This is a genomic window from Arthrobacter sp. 8AJ, from assembly GCF_902506025.1.
Lineage (GTDB): Bacteria > Actinomycetota > Actinomycetes > Actinomycetales > Micrococcaceae > Arthrobacter.
The window spans coordinates 1,733,387-1,752,375 of the sequence record NZ_LR733289.1 but is presented as its reverse complement, the minus strand read 5'-3'; the positions used below and the strand labels follow the sequence as shown (position 1 = coordinate 1,752,375).

The 18,989-nt window shown below is 68.8% G+C and carries 15 protein-coding genes; 5 read left to right on the top strand and 10 right to left on the bottom strand.

The features are described 5' to 3' along the window. Positions 1 to 87 precede the first annotated feature (87 nt). Entirely contained in the window at positions 88 to 750 is a 663-nt protein-coding gene (locus BACI349Y_RS08125) for a DUF1684 domain-containing protein (protein ID WP_159631688.1), read from the top strand. A 25-nt stretch (positions 751 to 775) separates the two neighbouring features. Continuing rightward, positions 776 to 1,264, top strand: coding sequence for a GtrA family protein (locus BACI349Y_RS08120; protein WP_159631687.1), 489 nt, complete (start codon positions 776 to 778; stop codon positions 1,262 to 1,264). 12 nt (positions 1,265 to 1,276) lie between these two features. Here BACI349Y_RS08120 and BACI349Y_RS08115 read toward each other — a convergent pair whose 3' ends face one another. The 5 genes from BACI349Y_RS08115 to BACI349Y_RS08095 are packed head-to-tail and all read right to left on the bottom strand — an operon-like array spanning position 1,277 to position 7,144. After that, on the bottom strand, positions 1,277 to 2,443 hold the full coding sequence (locus BACI349Y_RS08115; RefSeq protein WP_159635382.1) for a cysteine desulfurase family protein: 1,167 nt from the start codon (positions 2,441 to 2,443) through the stop codon (positions 1,277 to 1,279). Between the two features lie 7 nt (positions 2,444 to 2,450). Further along, complete coding sequence (nadC, locus tag BACI349Y_RS08110; RefSeq protein ID WP_159631686.1) at positions 2,451 to 3,368, bottom strand: carboxylating nicotinate-nucleotide diphosphorylase; 918 nt, start codon at positions 3,366 to 3,368, stop codon at positions 2,451 to 2,453. After that, positions 3,361 to 5,133, bottom strand: a complete 1,773-nt coding sequence (locus BACI349Y_RS08105; RefSeq protein WP_159631685.1) for an L-aspartate oxidase — start codon at positions 5,131 to 5,133, stop codon at positions 3,361 to 3,363. Before BACI349Y_RS08105 ends, nadC begins: the two co-directional genes overlap by 8 nt. Next, positions 5,133 to 6,437 (bottom strand): quinolinate synthase NadA, encoded by a 1,305-nt coding sequence (gene nadA, locus BACI349Y_RS08100; protein WP_159631684.1) that lies wholly within the window; start codon positions 6,435 to 6,437, stop codon positions 5,133 to 5,135. The genes BACI349Y_RS08105 and nadA overlap by 1 nt, the downstream gene beginning before the upstream one ends. Further along, entirely contained in the window at positions 6,434 to 7,144 is a 711-nt protein-coding gene (locus tag BACI349Y_RS08095; RefSeq protein ID WP_159631683.1) for an NUDIX hydrolase, read from the bottom strand. The genes nadA and BACI349Y_RS08095 overlap by 4 nt, the downstream gene beginning before the upstream one ends. Before the next feature lie 294 nt (positions 7,145 to 7,438). On the opposite strand from BACI349Y_RS08095, the gene BACI349Y_RS08090 reads away from it, so the two are divergent. Together BACI349Y_RS08090 and BACI349Y_RS08085 are read left to right on the top strand one after the other, a co-directional pair. Beyond that, a complete protein-coding gene (locus BACI349Y_RS08090) occupies positions 7,439 to 8,836 on the top strand; it encodes an amino acid permease (protein WP_159631682.1) in 1,398 nt (465 codons plus the stop codon). Between the two features lie 81 nt (positions 8,837 to 8,917). Then, a complete protein-coding gene (locus BACI349Y_RS08085) occupies positions 8,918 to 9,745 on the top strand; it encodes an alpha/beta fold hydrolase (protein ID WP_159631681.1) in 828 nt (275 codons plus the stop codon). 125 nt (positions 9,746 to 9,870) lie between these two features. Here BACI349Y_RS08085 and BACI349Y_RS08080 read toward each other — a convergent pair whose 3' ends face one another. Next, positions 9,871 to 11,205, bottom strand: coding sequence for an MFS transporter (locus tag BACI349Y_RS08080; protein WP_159631680.1), 1,335 nt, complete (start codon positions 11,203 to 11,205; stop codon positions 9,871 to 9,873). A 253-nt stretch (positions 11,206 to 11,458) separates the two neighbouring features. Here BACI349Y_RS08080 and BACI349Y_RS08075 point away from each other — a divergent pair, with 253 nt between their 5' ends. Continuing rightward, a complete protein-coding gene (locus BACI349Y_RS08075; RefSeq protein ID WP_159631679.1) occupies positions 11,459 to 12,193 on the top strand; it encodes an IclR family transcriptional regulator in 735 nt (244 codons plus the stop codon). A gap of 57 nt (positions 12,194 to 12,250) precedes the next feature. Here the strand turns inward: BACI349Y_RS08075 and BACI349Y_RS08070 are convergent, their stop codons facing one another. From BACI349Y_RS08070 to BACI349Y_RS08055, 4 genes are all read right to left on the bottom strand, one after another. Further along, positions 12,251 to 13,591: an MFS transporter gene (locus BACI349Y_RS08070; RefSeq protein ID WP_442858402.1), complete on the bottom strand. Its 1,341-nt coding sequence runs from the start codon at positions 13,589 to 13,591 to the stop codon at positions 12,251 to 12,253. Positions 13,592 to 13,707: 116 nt separating this feature from the next. Next, the gene (locus BACI349Y_RS08065; RefSeq protein ID WP_159631678.1) at positions 13,708 to 16,794 is read right to left on the bottom strand and encodes an AAA family ATPase; all 3,087 of its coding nucleotides are present in this window, start codon (positions 16,792 to 16,794) and stop codon (positions 13,708 to 13,710) included. Then, positions 16,791 to 17,969, bottom strand: a complete 1,179-nt coding sequence (locus BACI349Y_RS08060) for an exonuclease SbcCD subunit D (protein WP_159631677.1) — start codon at positions 17,967 to 17,969, stop codon at positions 16,791 to 16,793. Before BACI349Y_RS08060 ends, BACI349Y_RS08065 begins: the two co-directional genes overlap by 4 nt. A gap of 57 nt (positions 17,970 to 18,026) precedes the next feature. Then, positions 18,027 to 18,959 carry an MIP/aquaporin family protein gene (locus tag BACI349Y_RS08055; RefSeq protein ID WP_159631676.1) on the bottom strand — a complete coding sequence of 311 codons (933 nt, stop codon included), beginning with the start codon at positions 18,957 to 18,959 and terminating at the stop codon, positions 18,027 to 18,029. Between the last annotated feature and the right edge of the window lie 30 nt (positions 18,960 to 18,989).

The following is an 18,989-nucleotide window of genomic DNA, read 5'->3' as shown; positions in this document are numbered from 1 at the left end:
CCCCCCGCCCAGCCGCAGGCCGGGCACCCGGCCCGGCGTGTCGCCGTCGGACGTTTACCACCCCGGCCTGGGACTAGGCTGGAGGCTATGTCGGAAGAGCAGCACGGCGCAGCCGAAGAGAATCCCGCGGACATTTCCGCCCTGGACATTGCCGACTGGCGGCTGCGGACGTTTGCGCTCTACGACAATGTCCGCCGGATCTCCGCCGAGAGCCCGTCCGAGGCGCATTCGTACTGGCGCCACCAGCGGGACCTGATGTTCGCAACGCACCCGGCCTCCGCCCTGACAACGGCGGACAAGGCGCGCTTTTCCGGCCTCAAGACTGCTGACTACGATCCGATTTACCGCTTCCATGTCCCGCTCACCAAGGAAGGTGCAGGCCGGGAGATGAGCGTGGACACGGGAACCGACGGCGTGGTCAACTTCGTCCGGCTGGGAACGTTCGACCTGCCGGAAATGGGCCAGCTGGGGGTGTGGAAGATCCATGGGTACGGCGGCGGCATCTTCGTTCCGTTCCGCGACGCCACGGCCGGCCAGCCGGGTGGAACCTATGGGGCCGGCCGCTACCTGCTGGACACCATCAAGGGCGCGTTCCACGGGGTCAGCGGCACGGGTCCCGGCGCCACCTTTGTGCTGGACTTCAACTTCGCCTACAACCCCTCCTGCGCCTACAACGAGGCGTGGGCCTGCCCGCTGCCCGGGCCATCAAACCGGCTCGCAGTGGAAATTCCCGTGGGCGAGCTGTACTGATGCCGGCCGTCCCCGGTAACGCCGCGTGAGGGAGGGCCTGTCCGCACCCGCCGCCACGGAGACCGCTACCCGGCGCTTTCCCGCCACCAGGCACTACCGTGGTGTCCTGCGCTTTCCGGTCATCCGGCAGCTGCTGCGTTTTTCCGGCGTCGGGGTTATTTGCACCGCGGCGTCCCTGGGGCTTTACGCGCTGCTGCGGCCGTGGCTGGGCGCCCAGCTGGCCAACGCCGTGGCGCTGGTCCTCACATCGCTGCTGAACACGGCCCTGAACCGGCGGCTGACCTTCAAGATTGCGGGACAGCAACGCCGAACCCGCGACCACCTCAACGGCCTGGTGGTGATTGCCGTGGCCTTGGTGATCACCGGCAGCAGCCTGGGCGTGCTGCACTGGTTCAACCCGGACGCCACCGTGGGTGACGAACTGGTGGCCACCACGCTTTCCGGCTTCCTGGCCACCGCCGTGCGCTTCAGCATGCTGCGGCACTGGATTTTCCGCCGCGCGCGCCACCGCTAGTGTCGTCCGGGGCTACCGGCCCTGGCCCGCTCCCAGGTTCCTGACCCCGGCGACGGCCGCCTGGACGGCAGCCGCGGCAGCGTCGAGGTCCTCCTGCGTCACCGCCGCGTCGAAGCTGAAGCGGACCGCCGTCTGGGCCACCTCTGCAGGAATACCCATGGCCGTGAGGACGGGTGACGGCGCGTCCGAGCCTGCCGCGCATGCCGAGCCGCTGGAACAGACCACGCCGCGGCGTTCCAGCTCCAGGAGCACCGACTCGCCGCTGGTACCGGGGAAGCAAAACGACGCCACTGATGGCAGCCGCTCGGAAGGATGCCCGGTGAGGAAGGCATCCGGCACGCTTGCCAGGACGGCTGCAATGAACCGGTCCCGCAGCGCGGCAACCCTTGCCTGCTCCCCTGCCTGCCGGTCCCGGGCAAGCGTGAGGGCGGCGGCGAGCCCCACCGCGCCGGCAACGTTTTCCGTTCCGGACCGGCGGCCCCGCTCCTGGCCGCCGCCGTGGATGACCGGCTCCAGCCGCGTACGGCTCCGCACGAACAGCAGGCCGCAGCCTTTGGGCGCCCCCAGCTTGTGCCCCGAGATGCTCATCGCATCCACGCCCAGCGGGCGGGTGTCGAGCGGCAGCCAGCCGGCGGCCTGGACGGCGTCGGTGTGGAACGGGATGCCCTGGGCGCGGGCCAGTTCCGCCAGCGCGGCGATGGGCTGGATGGCTCCCACCTCGTTGTTGGCGTACATGATGCTCACCAGCGCGGTTTCCGGGCGCAGCACCCCGGCAAGTGCTTCGGGTGTGACGCGGCCTGTTGAATCCACCGGGACCACGTCGACGGCAAAGCCGTGGAAGCGCTCCAGGTAGCGGGCGGATTCCTCCACGGCGGGATGTTCGACGGCGCTGATCACCACCCGGTCCAGCAGCGGGTTTGCGGCCTGCCGGGCCAGGGCAATGCCTTTCACCGCCAGGTTGTCCGCTTCGGTTCCACCCGAGGTGAACACCACGTCGCCCTGACGGCAGCCAAGGACATCCGCCACGGTCCTGCGCGCCTGCGCGAGAGCCGCCGCCGCTGCCTCGCCCAGGGTGTGGTGGCTGGAGGGGTTCCCGAATCCACCGGTGAGGTAGGGCCACATGGCGTCCAGCACCTCACGGCGGACCGGAGTGGTGGCGGCGGCGTCAAGGAAGATCACGGCAGCCTCACCCGGCGGCCAGTTCGACGTCGAGGCCCAGGTCCAGCGCGGCCACGGAGTGGGTGAGTGCGCCAACGGAGATGACATCCACACCAGTGGCCGCGATGGCCGCGACCGTGCCGGTGTTCACATTCCCGCTGGCCTCCACCCGGGCACGGCCGGCCACGAGGGCAACCCCGGCTTTGAGCTCTTCGATGCTGAAGTTGTCCAGCATGATGGTGTCCACGCCCGCGGCCAGCACGGGTTCGATCTGGTCCATGCGGTCCACCTCGACTTCAAAGTGGGTGGTGTGGCCCAGCTGTGCCTTGGCGGCCATAAGGAGCGAGGTGAGTTTCGCCGGATCCCCGCCGGTCATCACGGCGAGGTGGTTGTCCTTGGCCAGCACGGCGTCGGAGAGGCTGTAGCGGTGGTTCGCGCCACCGCCGCAACGCACCGCAAAGCGTTCAAGGATGCGCAGGCCCGGGGTGGTCTTGCGCGTATCAGTGATGCGGGCCCGGGTTCCGTCGGCGAGCCGGACAAATTCGGCGGTCTTGGTGGCGATGGCGGACATCCGCTGGACAAGGTTGAGCGCCACGCGTTCTGCCAGCAGCACCGAGCGGGCGGTGCCGCTGACCCGGGCGAGGTGCATTCCGGCGTCGAACGTTTCCCCGTCCGCCACCAGCAGCTCCACGTGCGTTTCCGGGTCCACCAACTGCATGGCGTCGCGGAAGACGGTGGCTCCGCTGAGGACGCCCGGCACGCGGGCGTTCAGGACGGCGGTGGCGCGGGCATCGGCGGGGATGAGTACCTGCGAGGTGATGTCGCCGGAGGGCGCGTCCTCGGCGAAGGCCCGTTGCAAGATGTCCCGGATGGGGGCCGTCGGAAGGGTGAGGTCCAACCCGGGGCGCAGGGGCGTTGCCTGGTCGATCACGGCGGGTTCAGTCATGGAGCAGGCTCGCTTTCGGGCGGAGGGAAGTCAGGTTGGCAGTTTCGACGGGTTCATCGCTGCGGTAATGCGCCCCCAGCGATTCACCGCGCTGGAGGGCGGCGCTGACCAGCAGCTGTGCGGCCAACAGGAGGTTCCGGTCCTCCTGCGCCACATTGTCAGCGCACGAATCAACGGCATCAGGACGGACGACGGCGGCCCAGGACTCAAGCGTCCGGCCGGCCTCGGCCAACAATTGCCCGGAGCGCAGCACTCCGGCGTGCGAGGTCATGAGGCGGCGTAGAGCCTCCCGGGAAAACGGCCCAGACCCGCCCGCACCTTCAAAACCAGCAGGGACGGCGACGTGCGCACTCGCGTTTCGCGGCAGGGGTGCGGAATCGTGCGGCAGTTTCGGAGGTCCCGAAAGCGCCGTTGTCGCGTGAGCGTCCGCATCGGCCGCCGAGCTTGCGAGGCGTTCGCCGGTGCGAGGCGCGAGCGCAGGCGCCGAGGGACCTGCGGAGCTGCCCTCCAGAAAGTCTTCAACAGCGCGGCGGCCGAAGACGAGTCCCTCGAGGAGGGAGTTGCTGGCCAGCCGGTTTGCCCCTTGGACGCCGGTGCACGCGACCTCCCCGGCGGCGTAAAGGCCGGGGACGGTGGTGCGGGCGGAGAGGTCGGTGGTGACGCCGCCCATCCAGTAGTGGGCTGCGGGAGCGACGGGAACCAGTTCGCGGGTCCAGTCGATGCCGGCGTCGAGGGTTTTGCGGGTGAGGGTGGGGAACCTTTGCCGGAGGAAGCCCGCGCCCTTGGCCTGCTCGACACCCCGGGCGTCGAGGTAGACGTGGCCGTTGGGATCGCCCAGCTTGGCCAGGTGGAGGGCGATGCTGCGGGATACGACGTCGCGGGGCGCCAGTTCGGCATCGGGGTGGTAGGCCTGCATGAAGCGGCGTCCGCCGGAGTCCAGCAGGATGGCTCCTTCGCCGCGGACGGCTTCGGAGATCAGCAGTGGCCCGTCCAGCCGGGCCGGGTGCGCCGTGGCGGAGCTGACCAGGCACGTGGGGTGGAACTGGAAGAACTCGAGGTCTGCCACTGCCGCTCCGGCGCGGACGGCGAGCGCCAGTCCGTCGGCGGTGGCAACAGCGGGGTTGGTGGTTTGGGCAAACAGTTGTCCTGCTCCCCCCGAGGCAAGCAGGACGGCATCCGCATCCAGGTCCGCGGGCCGGCCGTCCTGGAGGTAGTGGACTCCTGCCACCTGCCCGTCCCGGGTCACCAGGGCGGTGGCCTGGGCGTGCGTGAGGATGGTGAGCTTTCCCCCGTCCCTGCGGGAGAGGACGGCCTGGATCAGTGCCGCGGCGACGCGTGCACCTGTGGCGTCTCCTCCTGCGTGCAGAATCCGCGGGGCACTGTGGGCTGCTTCGAGCCCAAGGGCCGGGCCGGCGTCGTGCGTGGCCCCGGCCGTCCCTGGCCCGGCGTGGCCCGCATCGAAGGCAACACCGTAGCGCTGGAGGCCGGCAATGTCCCGCCGCGCCTCCGTGCACATCAGCCGGACTGCGGCCTCATTGCAGCGGCCGGCCCCGGCGCGCAGGGTGTCGGCGATGTGCGCGGCGACGGTGTCCCCAGGTGCAGGTTCGGCGAGGACGGCCGAAATGCCGCCCTGCGCGTACCAGGTGTTGCTGTGGTCCAGCGCGCCCTTGGTCAGCAGCACCACGTCCGCGCCGGCATCGGTGGCAAGCAGTGCGGCGTAGAGCCCTGCGATGCCGCTTCCGACGACGGCCAGGCGGCGCGTCATCACGGCCTCGCGGCGAGCATGCGCTCAAGCGCCGTCCTGGCGTTGGCCTGCACGTTGTGGTCCACGGTGATGCGGTTGACCACGCGGCCGGCCACCAGTTCCTCCAGTACCCAGGCGAGGTAGCCGGGGTGGATCCGGTACATGGTGGAGCATGGGCAGATCACCGGGTCCAGGCAGAAGATGGTGTGCTGCGGGTACTCGGCGGCCAGCCGGTTGACCATGTTGATTTCGGTGCCGATGGCGAACGTGGTGGGCTCGGTGGCGGCGGCGATGGCCTTCTTGATGAAGTCCGTGGAGCCGGCGGAATCCGCGGCGTCCACCACCTCCATGGGGCATTCCGGGTGCACGATGACCTGGACACCGGGGAAGTCCGCCCGGGCCTTGTCGATCTGGGCCACGCTGAAGCGCTTGTGGACGGAGCAGAACCCGTGCCAGAGGATCACGCGGGAGTCAAGGAGCGCCTGTTCGTCGTTGCCGCCCAGGTCCTTGCGGGGGTTCCACATGGGCATCTGGTCCAGGGGCACCCCCAGGGCCTTGGCCGTGTTGCGGCCCAGGTGCTGGTCGGGGAAGAACAGGACCCGCTGGCCCCGCTGGAAAGCCCACTCCAAGACCGTCTTTGCATTCGAGGAGGTGCAGACGATGCCGCCGTGTTCACCGCAGAACGCCTTCAGGGCTGCGGAGGAGTTCATGTAGGTCACGGGAATGACCGGGACCCGGCCCTCGGCGTCGGGCTCGGCGCCGAAGATCTCCGCGAGCTGTTCCCAGCACTCCTCCACGGAATCCGCGTCCGCCATGTCGGCCATGGAGCATCCGGCGGCCAGGTTGGGCAGGATGACAGCCTGGTCGGGGGTAGAGAGGATGTCCGCGGTTTCGGCCATGAAGTGGACGCCGCAGAAGATGATGGCTTCCGCCTCCGGCCTGGTCAGCGCGGCGTTGGCGAGCTGGAAGGAGTCACCGACGAAGTCGGCGTACTGGATGACCTCGTCCCGCTGGTAAAAGTGGCCCAGGATGACAGCCCGCTCCCCCAGGGCGGCCTTGGCGGCCCTGATCCGCTCGCCGAGTTCGGCGTCGCTGGCCCGCTTGTACTCCTCGGGCAGCTGGCCCTGGCGCGGGGAGCCGGCAGGAGCAGGATCGGCACTTGACGCACCCGGGCCATAGGCGGGAACGCCCGCCAGTGCCTCGGCCAGGTCGTAGTCCCACGGGCCCTTGGCCAGCGCCGGGCTGCAGGTGCTGCCCTTAGCGGCGGCGCCCTTCTCGGCCTGTTCGCGCGTGATCAGCTGGATTGCCGTGTTGACGCTGCTCATGGTGTGCTCCTGTTGTCTGGGTCAAGGCCTGGCCGGCCGGTGTAGCGGTAGAGGCGGGGCGGACGGTGCTTCCCGCCCTGGAGGTATTCCCCGGTTTCTTCGATTTCCGGGGTCGATTTGAGTTGGCGGCGGAAGTTGGCCGGGTCCAGCTGGCGGTCCAGGACGGCTTCGTAGACTTCGCGGACCTGGGCCAGCGTGAAGTACTCGCCCAGCAGGTGGTAGGCCACCGAGCCGTAGGCCAGCTTGTTGCGGAGGCGCCAGAGGGCGTAGTCCACGATGGCGTTGTGGTCGAAGGCAAGGTCGCCCAGGCGGTCGGCCCGGAACCACTTCACGTTTTCGGATTCGTCCGCGAGCGCTGCCTCCGTGGGCTGGACCAGGGCCCAGTAGACGATGGAGACAACGCGCTGGGTGGGCGAGCGGTGCAGGCCGCCAAAGGCGTACAGCTGCTCCAGGTAGCGGGGCGCCAGGCCCGTGGTCTCCTGCAGGTTCCTGGCGGCGGCGCTTTGGAGGGACTCGTCGTGGCTGAGGGGTCCGCCCGGCAGCGCCCACAGCCCCTTGAAGGGTTCCCGGATGCGGCGTACCAGGGGAAGCCACAAAGTTGGCCGGCCTGAGGACTCGCTGGGCCGCAGCGCGAAGATCACCGTGGAGATGGCCAGCGACGGCGGCGCGGCCTGCCGCTCGGAAACGTTCGCCGAACTGTAGTACACCCGCTCCACCGCCTTCCGTCAGCCTCGACCGCCCCCTGGCGTTCTTTCACCTAGTTATAGTCATCTTGACCAAAACTAATTCTACGGCCGGGCGCTTCCGAAACGGAAATATTTCTGCATCCCCGTCTCGGCCGCAGCCTGCCGCCTCCGAAAAACCTCTTCCCGCATCCCGCGGCCTCCGCCTTCCCGTCCATTTCCGGGCGCGATCCGGAGGCGGTAAATTCAAGAGGTCCCACGAGGACCCCGGACCCCAGAGGCCGGACCCCCAACCAGCCCCAGAAGGGGCATTGCCCCATGACGACGAAGTCCGGCGCGACCACGTCCGCCACATTCCCCACCAAAGCCACAGCCGGCCACAGCATGAAGCCCCGGCAGCTCACCATGATGGGGCTGGGCAGCGCCATCGGCGCGGGGTTGTTCCTGGGATCCGGTGCCGGCGTCCAGGCGGCCGGTCCGGCAGTGCTCCTTTCCTACCTCGTTGCCGGAACGCTGATCATCCTGGTGATGTGGGCCCTGGGCGAGATGGCCGCTGCCCATCCCACCAGCGGGGCTTTTTCCGTGTACGCGGAGCGGGCGCTGGGCCGGACGGCAGGAGCCACCATCGGATGGCTGTGGTGGCTGCAGCTCGTGGTGGTGATTGCGGCCGAGGCCCTGGGTGCCGCCGGCCTGCTCTTCTCCGTCTGGCCCGTGGTGCCGGTCTGGGCGCTGGCGCTGCTGTTCATGGTGGTCTTCACCGGCATCAACCTGGCCGGCGTCCGGAACTTCGGTGAGTTCGAGTTCTGGTTCGCCATCCTCAAGGTGGCCGTCATCGTCCTGTTCCTGGCAGTCGGCGCCGCCCTGCTCCTGGGCCTGCTGCCCGGCGTCGACTCCCCCGGGGCGGAAAACCTGACCGGAAACTTCGCCCCCCAGGGCCTGGGTGGGGTTGCTGCGGCCCTGTTCGTGGTGATCTTCGCGTTCGGCGGGACGGAGATCGTCTCCGTGGCCGCGGCCGAAACCGAGGATCCCGAGCGCAGCGTCGGCAAGGCCATCCGGACCGTGGTGTGGCGAATCCTGGTGTTCTACATCGGCTCGGTCTTTGTCATTGCCGCCGTGCTTCCCGCCACGTCCAAGAGCCTTGCCTCGCCCTTCGCCGGCGTGCTGGACGCTGCCAGGATCCCCGGCGCCTCCACCGCCATCACCCTCGTGGCCGTCGTCGCACTCCTCTCGGCGCTGAACGCGAACCTCTACGGCGCCTCCCGCATGGTGTATTCGCTCTCGCAGCGGGGGGAGGCGCCCCGCGTCCTCACCCGGCTCAACAATGCCGGCGTGCCGCTGCTCGCGGTCGCAGTCTCCGTGGCCTTCGGTTTCATCGCCACTGTCCTGGAGCTGTTGTTCCCGGAACGGATCCTGCCGGCCCTCTTCCAGCTGGTGGGTTCCACGTGCCTGGTGGTGTGGGGCAGTGCACTGGTCTCCCAGCTGATCCTTCGCCGGCGGGCAGACCGGGACGGCACCGCGCTGCCCCTGCGGATGCGGGGCTTCCCCGGCCTGACCATCCTGGGCCTGGTCCTGCTGGGACTCATCTTCGCCGTCGGTTTCAGCGCCGAGGGCAGCCGCATCCAGCTCTTCAGCACCTTCGCCCTGATCGCCGGAATTGCGCTGGCGTGCGCCGCCGGGGCCCGGCTGACCGCCAGGAACCGGGCCGCCAACAGGTAGAGTGGAGCGTACCTTTCCAAGGAAGACGCACCGACGCGCCGGGCCCGCCCAGGCGCCGTACCTGATTGGGGAACTGACACCATGAGCGGCAGGCACACCGGACAGCAGCAGGCGCACACCGTTGAAGGGACCGACCCGCAGCTGTACGTGGCGGTCCATGAACCCGCCAGCGACGCCGGCCTCCGGCCGGTCCTTCTGCTGCACGGCTTTTCCTCCTCCTCCAAACTCAACTGGGAGGACACCGGCTGGGTGTCGGCCCTTCTTGACGCCGGCCGCCGGGTTATTACCATTGACCTGCCGGGCCACGGCCGCAGCGGCGCGCCGGAGGACCGGGATTCCTACTCCCCCAGCAAAATCAGGGCGGACCTGCTCCAGGCAGCGTTCGACGCCGGAGCGCGCCCCCTGCACGACGGCGACCCTGCCAGCGGGCTGGACGTAGTGGGTTATTCCCTGGGGTCCCGGCTCGCGTGGGAGTTCGCCGCGACCCAGCCCGAGTTGGTGCACCGGCTGGTGCTCGGCGGGCCCAACGACGCCGACCCCCTGGCCGCATTCGACCTTCGGGCCGCCCAGGACTACCTGGCGGACGGCACGCCGATCAACGACGAATCCACCGCCCAGCTGCTCAAAATGGCCCTGCTGCTGCCGAGCAACAACATCTTCGCCCTGCTGTCCCTGGTGGAGGCCATCAAAGCGGAACCCTACGACCCCTCCGAAGCGGTACCCCACGTTCCCATGCTGCTGGTGGTGGGCGACAAGGACGAGCGGGCCCACACCCTGCCCAGGCTCGCCGAACTGGCCCGAAGTGCCGGCTCCATGGCCGAGCAACTGGTCCTGCCCGGCCGGAACCACACCAACGCCATCACCAGCAGGGCGTTCAAGCAGGCCGCCATTTCATTCCTGGGCGTCTAGGCGGCACGGACCTCCCGGGCAGTCGGCAGACTTACCCCGCATGCACCAGCAGCCCGGACCAGGCGGTCCGGGCTGCTGGTGCATGCGGCTTCGCTGACCTTGGCGGGGTCAGGGTGCCGGTGGGATCAGTGGTGGCTGCTGACGCCGAGCGGGCGGCCCTTGGTCTCCTTGGCCAGCACCACGCCGACGGCGGAAATGACGCAGAGGATCATGATGTAGATACCGATCGAACCGGTCCATTTGGTGGACTGCAGCAGGGTCTCCGCGATGGTTGCTGCGAAGGCGCCGCCCAGGATGGCGCCGAAGGCGTACCCGATGGAGATGCCGGAGTACCGGACGTTGGCGGGGAACATCTCTGCGTACATGGCGGACATGGGTCCGTAGGACAGGCCCAGGCCGATCGTCAGGACGAACAGGGCGACGCCGTAAAGCATGATGTCCTTTGTGTCGATCAGGGCAAACATGGGGATCATCCACGCAAAGACAATGGCGTAGCCGATCAGGAAGGTCTTGACGCGGCCAATGCGGTCGGACAGCCATCCGCCTACCAGGGTGAAGATCAGCCAGCCGAAGGACGCCAGTGTGGTGGCCAGGAGGATCTGCGGCGTGGGCATCTTCAGGGTCTTGGTGGCATAGGAGATGAAGAACGCAATCAGCAGGTAGCCCGCTGCGTTGTTGCCGATGAAGATCAGGGTGGAGTACAGGACGGGCAGCTTGTGGTTCCGGACCAGCTCACCCAGCGGTGCTTTGCTTTCCTTCTTCCGCAGGGCCATCTCCTGGAAGACCGGGCTCTCGGCGACGGCGCGGCGGATGAGGTAGCCCACCACGATCAGGACGATGGAGAGCAGGAACGGCACACGCCAGCCCCAGGCAGCGAAGTCTTCCTTGGACATGCCGGTATTGAGGAAGAACAGGAGGCCGGTGGCGAGGATCATGCCCACGGGCACGCCGATCTGCGGGTAGGCACCGAAGAGGCCGCGCCGGTTGACCGGCGCATGCTCGACGGCCATGAGGGCGGCTCCGCCCCATTCACCGCCGGCCGAGAAGCCCTGGATAACCCGCAGCAGGATCAGCAGCACGGGGGCCCAGGCGCCGATCTGCGCGTAGGTGGGCAGCATGCCGATGAGGGCGGTGGCCGCGCCCATCATCACGAGGGTGAAGACCAGCATTGCCTTCCGCCCCAGGCGGTCACCCAGGTGCCCGGCGATAACTGCGCCGAGGGGGCGGAACAGGAAGCTGATCCCGATGAGGGCAAAGGAAAGGATCTGCGCCAGGCCCGGGTTGGACTCGTTCAGGGGTGCCAGGAAGAGCGGTGACAGCAGCGTTGCGGTCAGCTGGGCAAAGATGAAGAAGTCGTACCACTCGATCGTGGTGCCGACGAGGGTGCCGGCGAGGACCTTGCGTTCCTCCCGCCGGCTGCTGGGACCGGCGAGCGTATCCACCTTGGAAGGTGTGGTCATTGAAACTCCATTGTTCATTGGGCAGCAGTGCTGCCCGTACGCCTTCAGAATTACCGACAGAACGGTCAGTTAGTTAGTAGGGTACTACGGAAAGTGTGATGCGGGACACGGAATGGTCAATATTTGCGGTGAACGGCAACCGGAACAGAAGTTCTATATTTGAACTGCAAGTTCGTATAGAGGACATTACCGGCAGCGAGTGGCTGGGACAAGAGTCATAAAACTCCGGGGCCGCCAACCTAGGATGGACATCATGACTCCTCCAGCAGCCGCAGCCGGGACGGGAGCTGCGGCACAGGCTTCGCCGTCCCAGACCCTCTCGCGCGGCATCCGCGCCCTCGAAATCCTGGCAGCCGCCCCTGGCCCGCTGACCATCGCTGAGCTTGCCGATGCCATGGGTGTCCACCGGTCGGTGGCTTACCGGATCCTGCGCACCCTCGAAGACCATTCGCTGCTGGTACGCGATGATGCCGGACGGGTCCAGCCGGGCCCCGGCCTGGCGGTCCTGGCACGGGGCGTGTCGCGCAACCTGCAGAGCGCCGCGTTGCCCGAACTTACCCAGCTGGCGAACTCCCTGAACATGACTGCATTCGTGGCGGTGTGGGACCACCATGACTGCATTACGCTCGTCACGGTCGAGCCGAGGCATTCCGGCGCAACCGTTGCCCAGCACCCGGGCACACGCCACCCCATCAATGCCGGTGCCCCCGGGATCGCCATCCAGTCCGCCCTCTCGGAGGAGGAATGGGACCGGTTGGCCACCGGAGTGCCGTACCGCCCGGAGGCTGCGGAGGCACGCCGGAAAGGCTACTCGGCCAGCCACGACGAGGTGATCGCCGGGGTCTCATCGCTGGCAGCACCGGTCCGGGTGCCGGGTGGGCGTCCGGCTGCACTTGCAGTGGTCTATATCCGTTCCGCCCATGATCCGGATGCCGTGGGAGCTGCCATCGCCGAAAGTGCGGCGAGGATCGAGCGCCAGCTGGCGTAACCGCTCTGCCGGAGTAACGCCGCAGCGGACCGGCGCCGCCCGCAGGGACGTGCCGTGTCAGGCTTTGCGGCGGAGGACGACGGCGGTTCCCGCGCCGAGCACGGCCAGCGCCGCCGCCGCGAAGACCGGGACGAGGAACGCGGCCCCGGCCCCCTGGAGCTGGGCCAGCTGTCCCCCAACAGAGGACCCGATGGCTGTACCGGCGACAATGCCGCTGGCCAGCGCAGTCATCACGGTGCCGAGCCTGCCGGCGGGTGCCACTTTCCCGCCCACGGCGAAGACCGTGACCATGACGGGACCCACCGGGAGTCCCAGGACCAGCAGGACTGCCGCCATCATGGGCAGCGATGACGGTACCAGCAGCAGGACCGCGAGACCTGCCATCAGGACCGCGCAGGACACCCAGCGCAGCGCCAGTCCCGCACGGCGCGGCCAGTATGCAACCGAGAGCGCCGCGGCGGCGGAACTGAGGCCCATGACGGCATACAGCAGCCCGGCGATTTCCGCGCCGGCAAGCCCGGCAGAGAAGGCGCTCAGGGCGGCCTGGGTGGAACCAAAGAATGTGCCCATGCAGGCCATGGCAAGGACGGGCAGTGCCACGGTCCACGGCAGCTTGGTGCCCTGCGCAGCATCCTTGCGGGTCCCGCGTGCCGCCGGCCGGCTGGCGGGGACAGCCCGGTGGGTTGGATGAACGGCGAAGAGAGGCACCAAAATGATGGTCATCGCCGCTGCCAGGACCAGCGGAAGCCACGGCGCCACAAGGCTGGCCAGGATCCCCACCAGGGCTGGTCCCAGGACAAAAGTCACCTCGTCGGCCGTACTCTCGTAGGAAAGCGCTGTGTCCAGGTCACGGGCAGCCCCACCGGATGGTGCCGTTGGATCTCCGGCGTCGGCCGTGAGCGACATCCACCTGACCCGGGCCAGGGGCCCCACCTGTGGGCAGGTGGCACCGGCCGCGAAGGCAGCCGCGAGGACAGCGGGCAGGAAACCGCCCGAAACGCCAGCGGTATGGGCGGCGAGGACCAGGGCCAGCACGGCCACTGTGTTGAGTACGGCCGCCAGCAACAGGACCGGCCGCTGTCCCCGCCTGTCCGCAAGGGATCCCAGCACGGGAGCCCCCAACGCGGACCCGATGCCCACTGCGCCTGCTGCGGCTCCACCGGCCGCAAAGGAGCCGCTGGCGGATGTGGCCAGGGTGAGCGTGCCCATGGCCAGCATGGCCAGGGGAAGCCGCGCAAAGAGGCCCAGGGGAATGAAACCCCTGCCGGCCAGTTGAGGAAGGCGGGTAAAGCGTCCCCGCGCTGCCGCTTCCGCCATGTCCGGGTCAAGGGTTTCCCGGGATGGAGATGCCTGGACAGGGGCGGTGCCGGTGGATGAGGGGGTGGTTTGTGGTGTCACGTCGGGGCTCGTTCAGTACGTGCGCATCGTCCCTCCTCCCGATGCGCGCAACCCGGTAACACCGATCAGTATATCGGCCCCCGTCAGGGGTTGGGCAGAGGATAGGCAGGGGTTTGTCAGAGGAGGGCGTCGAGGCTTTCGGAGATCCGCAGGGTTGAGCCGTTCCGGTTCTTGACCACCTGCAGCTGGGTGCCGATCCGCTGTTTCATTTCGGCCACGTGGCTGACCAGTCCCACGACCCTCCCGCCGTCGCGGAGTCCTTCGAGGGCATCCATGACCTGCTCCAGGGACTGGTCGTCCAGGCTCCCGAAGCCCTCGTCAACGAACAGGGTTTCGATTTCCACGCCCCCGGATTCCTGCTGGACCACGTCCGCGAGGCCCAGGGCCAGCGAGAGGGAGGCCATGAAGGATTCGCCTCCGGACAGCGTGGAGGTGTCCCGGCGGAATCCCGTCCACTGGTCCACTACTTCCAGGCCCAGCCCTGACTTTGCTCCGCGGGCTGCCTTGGCGTCAGTGTGCTGGAGAAGATAGCGGCCGTCGCTCATGGCCACCAGGCGTTCGGAGGCCGCGAGGGCCACCTGCTCCAGCCGCGCGGCCAGCACGTAGCTGGTCAGGCTCATCCGGTAAGTGTTTTCGCCCCGGCCAGCGGCGGCATCGGCCAACCCGGCAAGCATCTGCGCACGCTCCGCCGGCTCGCGCGAGGAGCCGGCCAGCGCTGCATATTCGGCGGCGATGGACTTCAACGACGCCAGGCAGCGGGCAGCCATGCCGGCAGCCAGATCGGCTTCGCGCGCCACATTCCTGGCTGTCGCCGCGTCCAGGCGCAGCGCCGCCAGCCGCTCCTCATCCGCTGTGAAGCCGCCGGCGGCTTCGTCCAGGGCGAGCACAATGTCCTCCGACTCAAACAGCCCTGCCACGCGGGCTGCCTCGTCCTGGGCTGCACGGACGGCGGACTCGAGGGCTGCCAGTTCAGCGGGCCCGAGGAGCTGGCTGCGGGCATCGTCGGCGCTTGCGAAGCCGGCATCTGGCAGGGCCAGTTCCAGGTGTTCCTGTGCTTCGGCGGCCTGCAGCCGGGCCATATCCAGCCGCGCCTGCGCTTCGACGGCTTTGTCCAGTACAGCCACGGCCTCCTCAAGTGCCCGCAGCCGGCGTTCCAGGCTGCGGTGGCCGCCCCGGAGGCCGGTAAGCGCCGTGTCCAGCGACGCAATCTGTTCGGCCAGGTCGGCAAGGGACGCTGCCGTCCGGGACAGCTCCACTTCCGTTTCGGACAGCGTGGCCCGCGCCTGGGTAAGGGCGGCGTCCAGGGCGTCCAGCCGCTGCCGCCTGTCCTGCAGCTCCTCCGCAGCCTGCTCGGCGTCCGCCGCCGCAGCAAGGGCCTCCTCCGCGCCGGAGCGGGCCTCCTGCACGGGGGTAGTCCCACCTTGACCGGCGAGGACCGCCACTGCCTGCTCTGCCTCGGCAAGGTCTGCGGCGACCAGGGCATGGGCTGCCTCGGCGGCTTCGTACAGACCGTGGGCCCGTTCCTCATCCTGGGCCAGGGCCGGGCCTCCGGTTCCCGCATCCGCCGGGCCGGGATGATGTCCGCTTCCGCAGACGGGGCAGGGTTCCCCGGCAACCAGCCCCGCTGCCAGTTCCGATGCAGCGTTGGCCAGCCGTTCCTCCCGCAGGTCCAGCCAGCGGCGTTTGGCCTCGAGGAGGTTCTCCCGCGAGTCGCCGTGGCGGCTCTTGACCCGGTCCCTGCGTTCGATGGCTGTCCCGTGCCGCCGGACGACGTCCAGCAGCTCCGCCGCCGCAGCAGCTTCCTTGCGCCGCAGCGCAGCTTCCACCGAACGGGCCTCCAGCTGGTCCATGCCGTTGACCAGCTGTTCGCGTTCCGCCACCAGGCGCTCGGTGCGCCGGCCCAGTGTCTCCACGGCGAGCTCCAGCTCACCCAGCCTGCCGGTGAGGCCTTGGTGCCGCTTCCGCAGCTCCTGGAACCTGTCCTCGTCGGGCAGCCGTGCCTCGACGACGGCCAGCAGCGATCGCAGGCGGCCCAGTTCCTCCGGAGCCGCCGGCATGCTCCCCCAGGCGTCTTTTGCGGTTCCGGGGCTGGCATCGGCACTCTCTGCCGGTCCACTGCCGAGCTGGGCCAGTTCGCCGCCGTCCCCGGCGGCCAGGCGGAGCAACGTCATGGCTGATTCGGCGGCCGCGGCGGCGGCACGGACTTTGGCAGCTGCAGCGTCCACAGCCTGCAGTTGCCCGTGAAGAACCTCTGCCTGGCGGTGCCGCCCAAGCCGGGCGCTGGTTTGTTCCCGCTGCGCCGCCCCTGCCTCGACGGCCTTTTGCCGTGCTGTCGCGGCTGCGAGTTTGCGGTGCCGTTCATGGCGGGCAGCCTCCTGCTCAGCCTCTGTGCGGCGCGCCTGGTTCACAGCCTCAGCGGCGGCGGCCTGCTCCGTGAGTTCCACCAGGCGCACGGCAGCAGACGCCTGCAGCCAATCAAGGCGGCGGGGAATATCGTCCGCCGGCGGGGCCTCCTCCTCGGGAAGCTGGAGCGGGGCGGCCTCGGTTTCGGCACGCGCGGCCAGGATGCCGAGTTGGCCGGACAGCACGGCCACGTCCTCCCGCGCGGCGGCGGCCTGCCGGGACAGTTCCTGTTCCAGGGCTTCAAACCTCTGGGTACCGAAAAGCTTCTGCAGCAGGTCCAGCCGGTCAGCAGCCTTGGAGCGAAGGAAGGCAGCGAAATCACCCTGCGGCAGCATCACCACCCGGGTGAACTGTTCGCGGTCCATGCCCAACAAGGCCATGATCTCCGCGCCCGCTTCATCATTGCGGGCAGACTTCTCCACCCAGGCCCCGCCCACCCGTTCGCGGAGCAGCGTCTTGGCCTGCTGGCCCGTGAAGCCGTTCTTCCCGCGGGTGCTGGGCTTCTCCCACGCCGGGGACCGGGTCACTTCGAAGCGGCGGCCCTGGGCGGAAAATTCACAGGTGACGGCGGGTTCCTGCCCGGGCTCGGCATGGTCGCTGCGCAGCCGCTTGCCGTCCTGCCGTGCCCCCGGAACGGAGCCGTAGAGCGCAAAGCAGATGGCATCAAGCACGCTGGTTTTGCCGGCGCCGGTGGGCCCGTTCAGCAGGAACAGTCCGTGTGCGCTGAGCCGGTCAAAATCGATGTCCTCGGTTCCGGCAAAGGGCCCGAACGCCGAAATGCGCAGATGGTGGATCCTCACCGCGACACCTCCAGGAGCCTGACGTTCTCCAGCGCGGCCGCGAGCGCGGTCTTTTCCGCCGGGTCGGCGCTCCTTCCCCGCACGTGGTCCAGGAATCCGCAGCAGACGGCGAGGTCGTCCGGGGCGCCTGCAAGCCTGCTGCTGTAGCTGGCCTCCGTGGCGGCAGTGGCGCCCTGGGGATCAAAGGCAAGGACCAGCGTGTCAGGGAACCTGGCGCGGAGCCGCTCCATAGCACGGGTGGGGCGCTGGGAATCGGTAAGGGTGACCTGGCAATAGGCGGCTTCAGCCCAGGCATGGGCCGGATCCCCCAGGAGTTCCTCCAGCGGTCCGCGGAGAACGGCCAGCGAACGCGGGGCCTCCCAGAGGACTTCCGCCACCGACGCGACGCCCTCCGGGCCGATCTCCACCAGCCAGGCGCCCTTCTGGTGCGTGGACTCCGAAAAGGAATAGGCCAGCGGCGACCCCGAATACCTGACGGGACCGGACAGCGTCTGCCGGCCATGCAGGTGGCCCAGCGCGGTATAGCTGAACCCGTCGAAGAGGTCCAAAGGAACAGCTCCCACGCCGCCAATGCTGAGGTCCCGCTCGCTGTCTGAACTGATGCCTCCGCTGGCGAAGGTATGGGCCAGGACCACTGAGTGGACGGTGCCAGACGCGGCGCGCCGGGCGATGTCTTCCCGGATCAGCGCGGTTGCGGCGCGGGTGACCTCGAAATGGCTTGCCGTTTCCACCCCCAGCTGTTCGGCGACCATCCTGGGCTCAAGCCACGGGATGCCGTAGAGCGCCAGCGTCGCCTCCTTCCCGGCCGCATCCGTTCCCAGCGGCAGCAGCAGGGGCTGGTCCAGGTCCTCCACCCTGGTGCGCAGGTGCACTCCCCCGCGTTCCAGCAGCCGGGAGGCGAACCCCAGGCGGATGGCGGAGTCGTGGTTGCCGCTGGTGAGGACCACTTTCGCGCCTGCGGCAGTGAGCCGGACCAGGGCGTCGTCAAGAAGGTGGACCACGTCCACGCCCGGGAGCGCCCGGTCATAGACGTCGCCGGCGATCAGGACGACGTCGACGCTGTCCCGCTCAACCGCCGCCACCAACTGGTCAACGAAGGCCCGCTGGGCATCCAGCATTCCGACGCCGTGGAAGGAACGGCCCAGGTGCCAGTCCGAGGTGTGAAGTAACCGCATGTTCCTAAGCTATCGGCAGCCACTGACAGTGCAGAAAAACGCCGCGGCAAACAGCGCTCAGGACCTTTTGCCGTCAAAGAACTCCTGTGCCTCGCTGACACCGCGGGCTTTCTCCTGGCGGGCAGCCGCCGCAGCGGCAGGCTCATTCACGGCAACAGCGTCGGCGTCATCATCGGCGTCATCGTCAGCGCCGGTGTCATGCCCGGCAGCCTCCACGTCGGCAACGGGTGCAGGGGAACCTGTCACCTCGCCGATCCGGAACACCAGCCCCGCGATGGCAGCGCCGGCCAGCGGCGCCACCAGGAAGACCCACAGCTGCTCCACGGCCCAGCCGGAGCTGAAGACGGCGGACGCAACGGCACGTGCGGGGTTGAACGGCAGGTTTCCCACCGACTGGCCCACCTGCAGCAGGGCGGCAAATGACAGGCCGACGGCGACGGGCGCCACCGTGCGGGCGCCTCCGTCACGGCCGGAGGCTCCCAGGAAGACAGCCACGATGATGGCGGCACCCAGCAGTTCCAGGAGGACGACGGCGGCGAGGGGCGCCTGGATGATGGAGTGCTCACCGAAGCCCGCGGCCACGGTATCGAAGGCGGTGCGGCTGTCCGGGATGCTGGGCAGCGTGCGCAGGATGCCGAACAGGGCCAGGGCGCCCACCAGGGCCCCGACGAGCTGGGCGGCAGCGTAGGCGGCGGCCGCGCCGGCCCGGATCCGCCCGGCCAGGAGGTGCCCCAGGGTGACGGCAGGGTTGAAGTGGCCGCCGGAGATATGTCCGAAGGCCAGCATGGCGGCGGTAACGGCCAGGCCGGCAGCCAGTGCGGAGGGGACCGGGCTGGACTGCGGAATACTGAACAGAGGCACGCCCAGGCCAGCCACCGCCAGGAAAAGGCTGCCAAAGGCCTCGGCCGCCAGGCGGGGCAGCAGGCCGGTGGGTGCGGCAGGCGTGCCGCCGGGCTGCAGTGCGTCGCGGGCTGGGACAGGGGTGCTCATGATGGGACCTTTGCTTGTGGGGGTCTGGGG

Bases quoted from the DNA above. Each gene is read 5' to 3' on its own strand.
- BACI349Y_RS08125 (WP_159631688.1), top strand. From the start codon at position 88: ATGTCGGAAGAGCAGCACGGCGCAGCCGAAGAGAATCCCGCGGACATT.
- nadC (WP_159631686.1), bottom strand. From the start codon at position 3,368: ATGACTGAACCCGCCGTGATCGACCAGGCAACGCCCCTGCGCCCCGGG.
- BACI349Y_RS08105 (WP_159631685.1), bottom strand. From the start codon at position 5,133: ATGACGCGCCGCCTGGCCGTCGTCGGAAGCGGCATCGCAGGGCTCTAC.
- nadA (WP_159631684.1), bottom strand. From the start codon at position 6,437: ATGAGCAGCGTCAACACGGCAATCCAGCTGATCACGCGCGAACAGGCC.
- BACI349Y_RS08090 (WP_159631682.1), top strand. From the start codon at position 7,439: ATGACGACGAAGTCCGGCGCGACCACGTCCGCCACATTCCCCACCAAA.
- BACI349Y_RS08085 (WP_159631681.1), top strand. From the start codon at position 8,918: ATGAGCGGCAGGCACACCGGACAGCAGCAGGCGCACACCGTTGAAGGG.
- BACI349Y_RS08080 (WP_159631680.1), bottom strand. From the start codon at position 11,205: ATGACCACACCTTCCAAGGTGGATACGCTCGCCGGTCCCAGCAGCCGG.
- BACI349Y_RS08075 (WP_159631679.1), top strand. From the start codon at position 11,459: ATGACTCCTCCAGCAGCCGCAGCCGGGACGGGAGCTGCGGCACAGGCT.
- BACI349Y_RS08060 (WP_159631677.1), bottom strand. From the start codon at position 17,969: ATGCGGTTACTTCACACCTCGGACTGGCACCTGGGCCGTTCCTTCCAC.
- BACI349Y_RS08055 (WP_159631676.1), bottom strand. From the start codon at position 18,959: ATGAGCACCCCTGTCCCAGCCCGCGACGCACTGCAGCCCGGCGGCACG.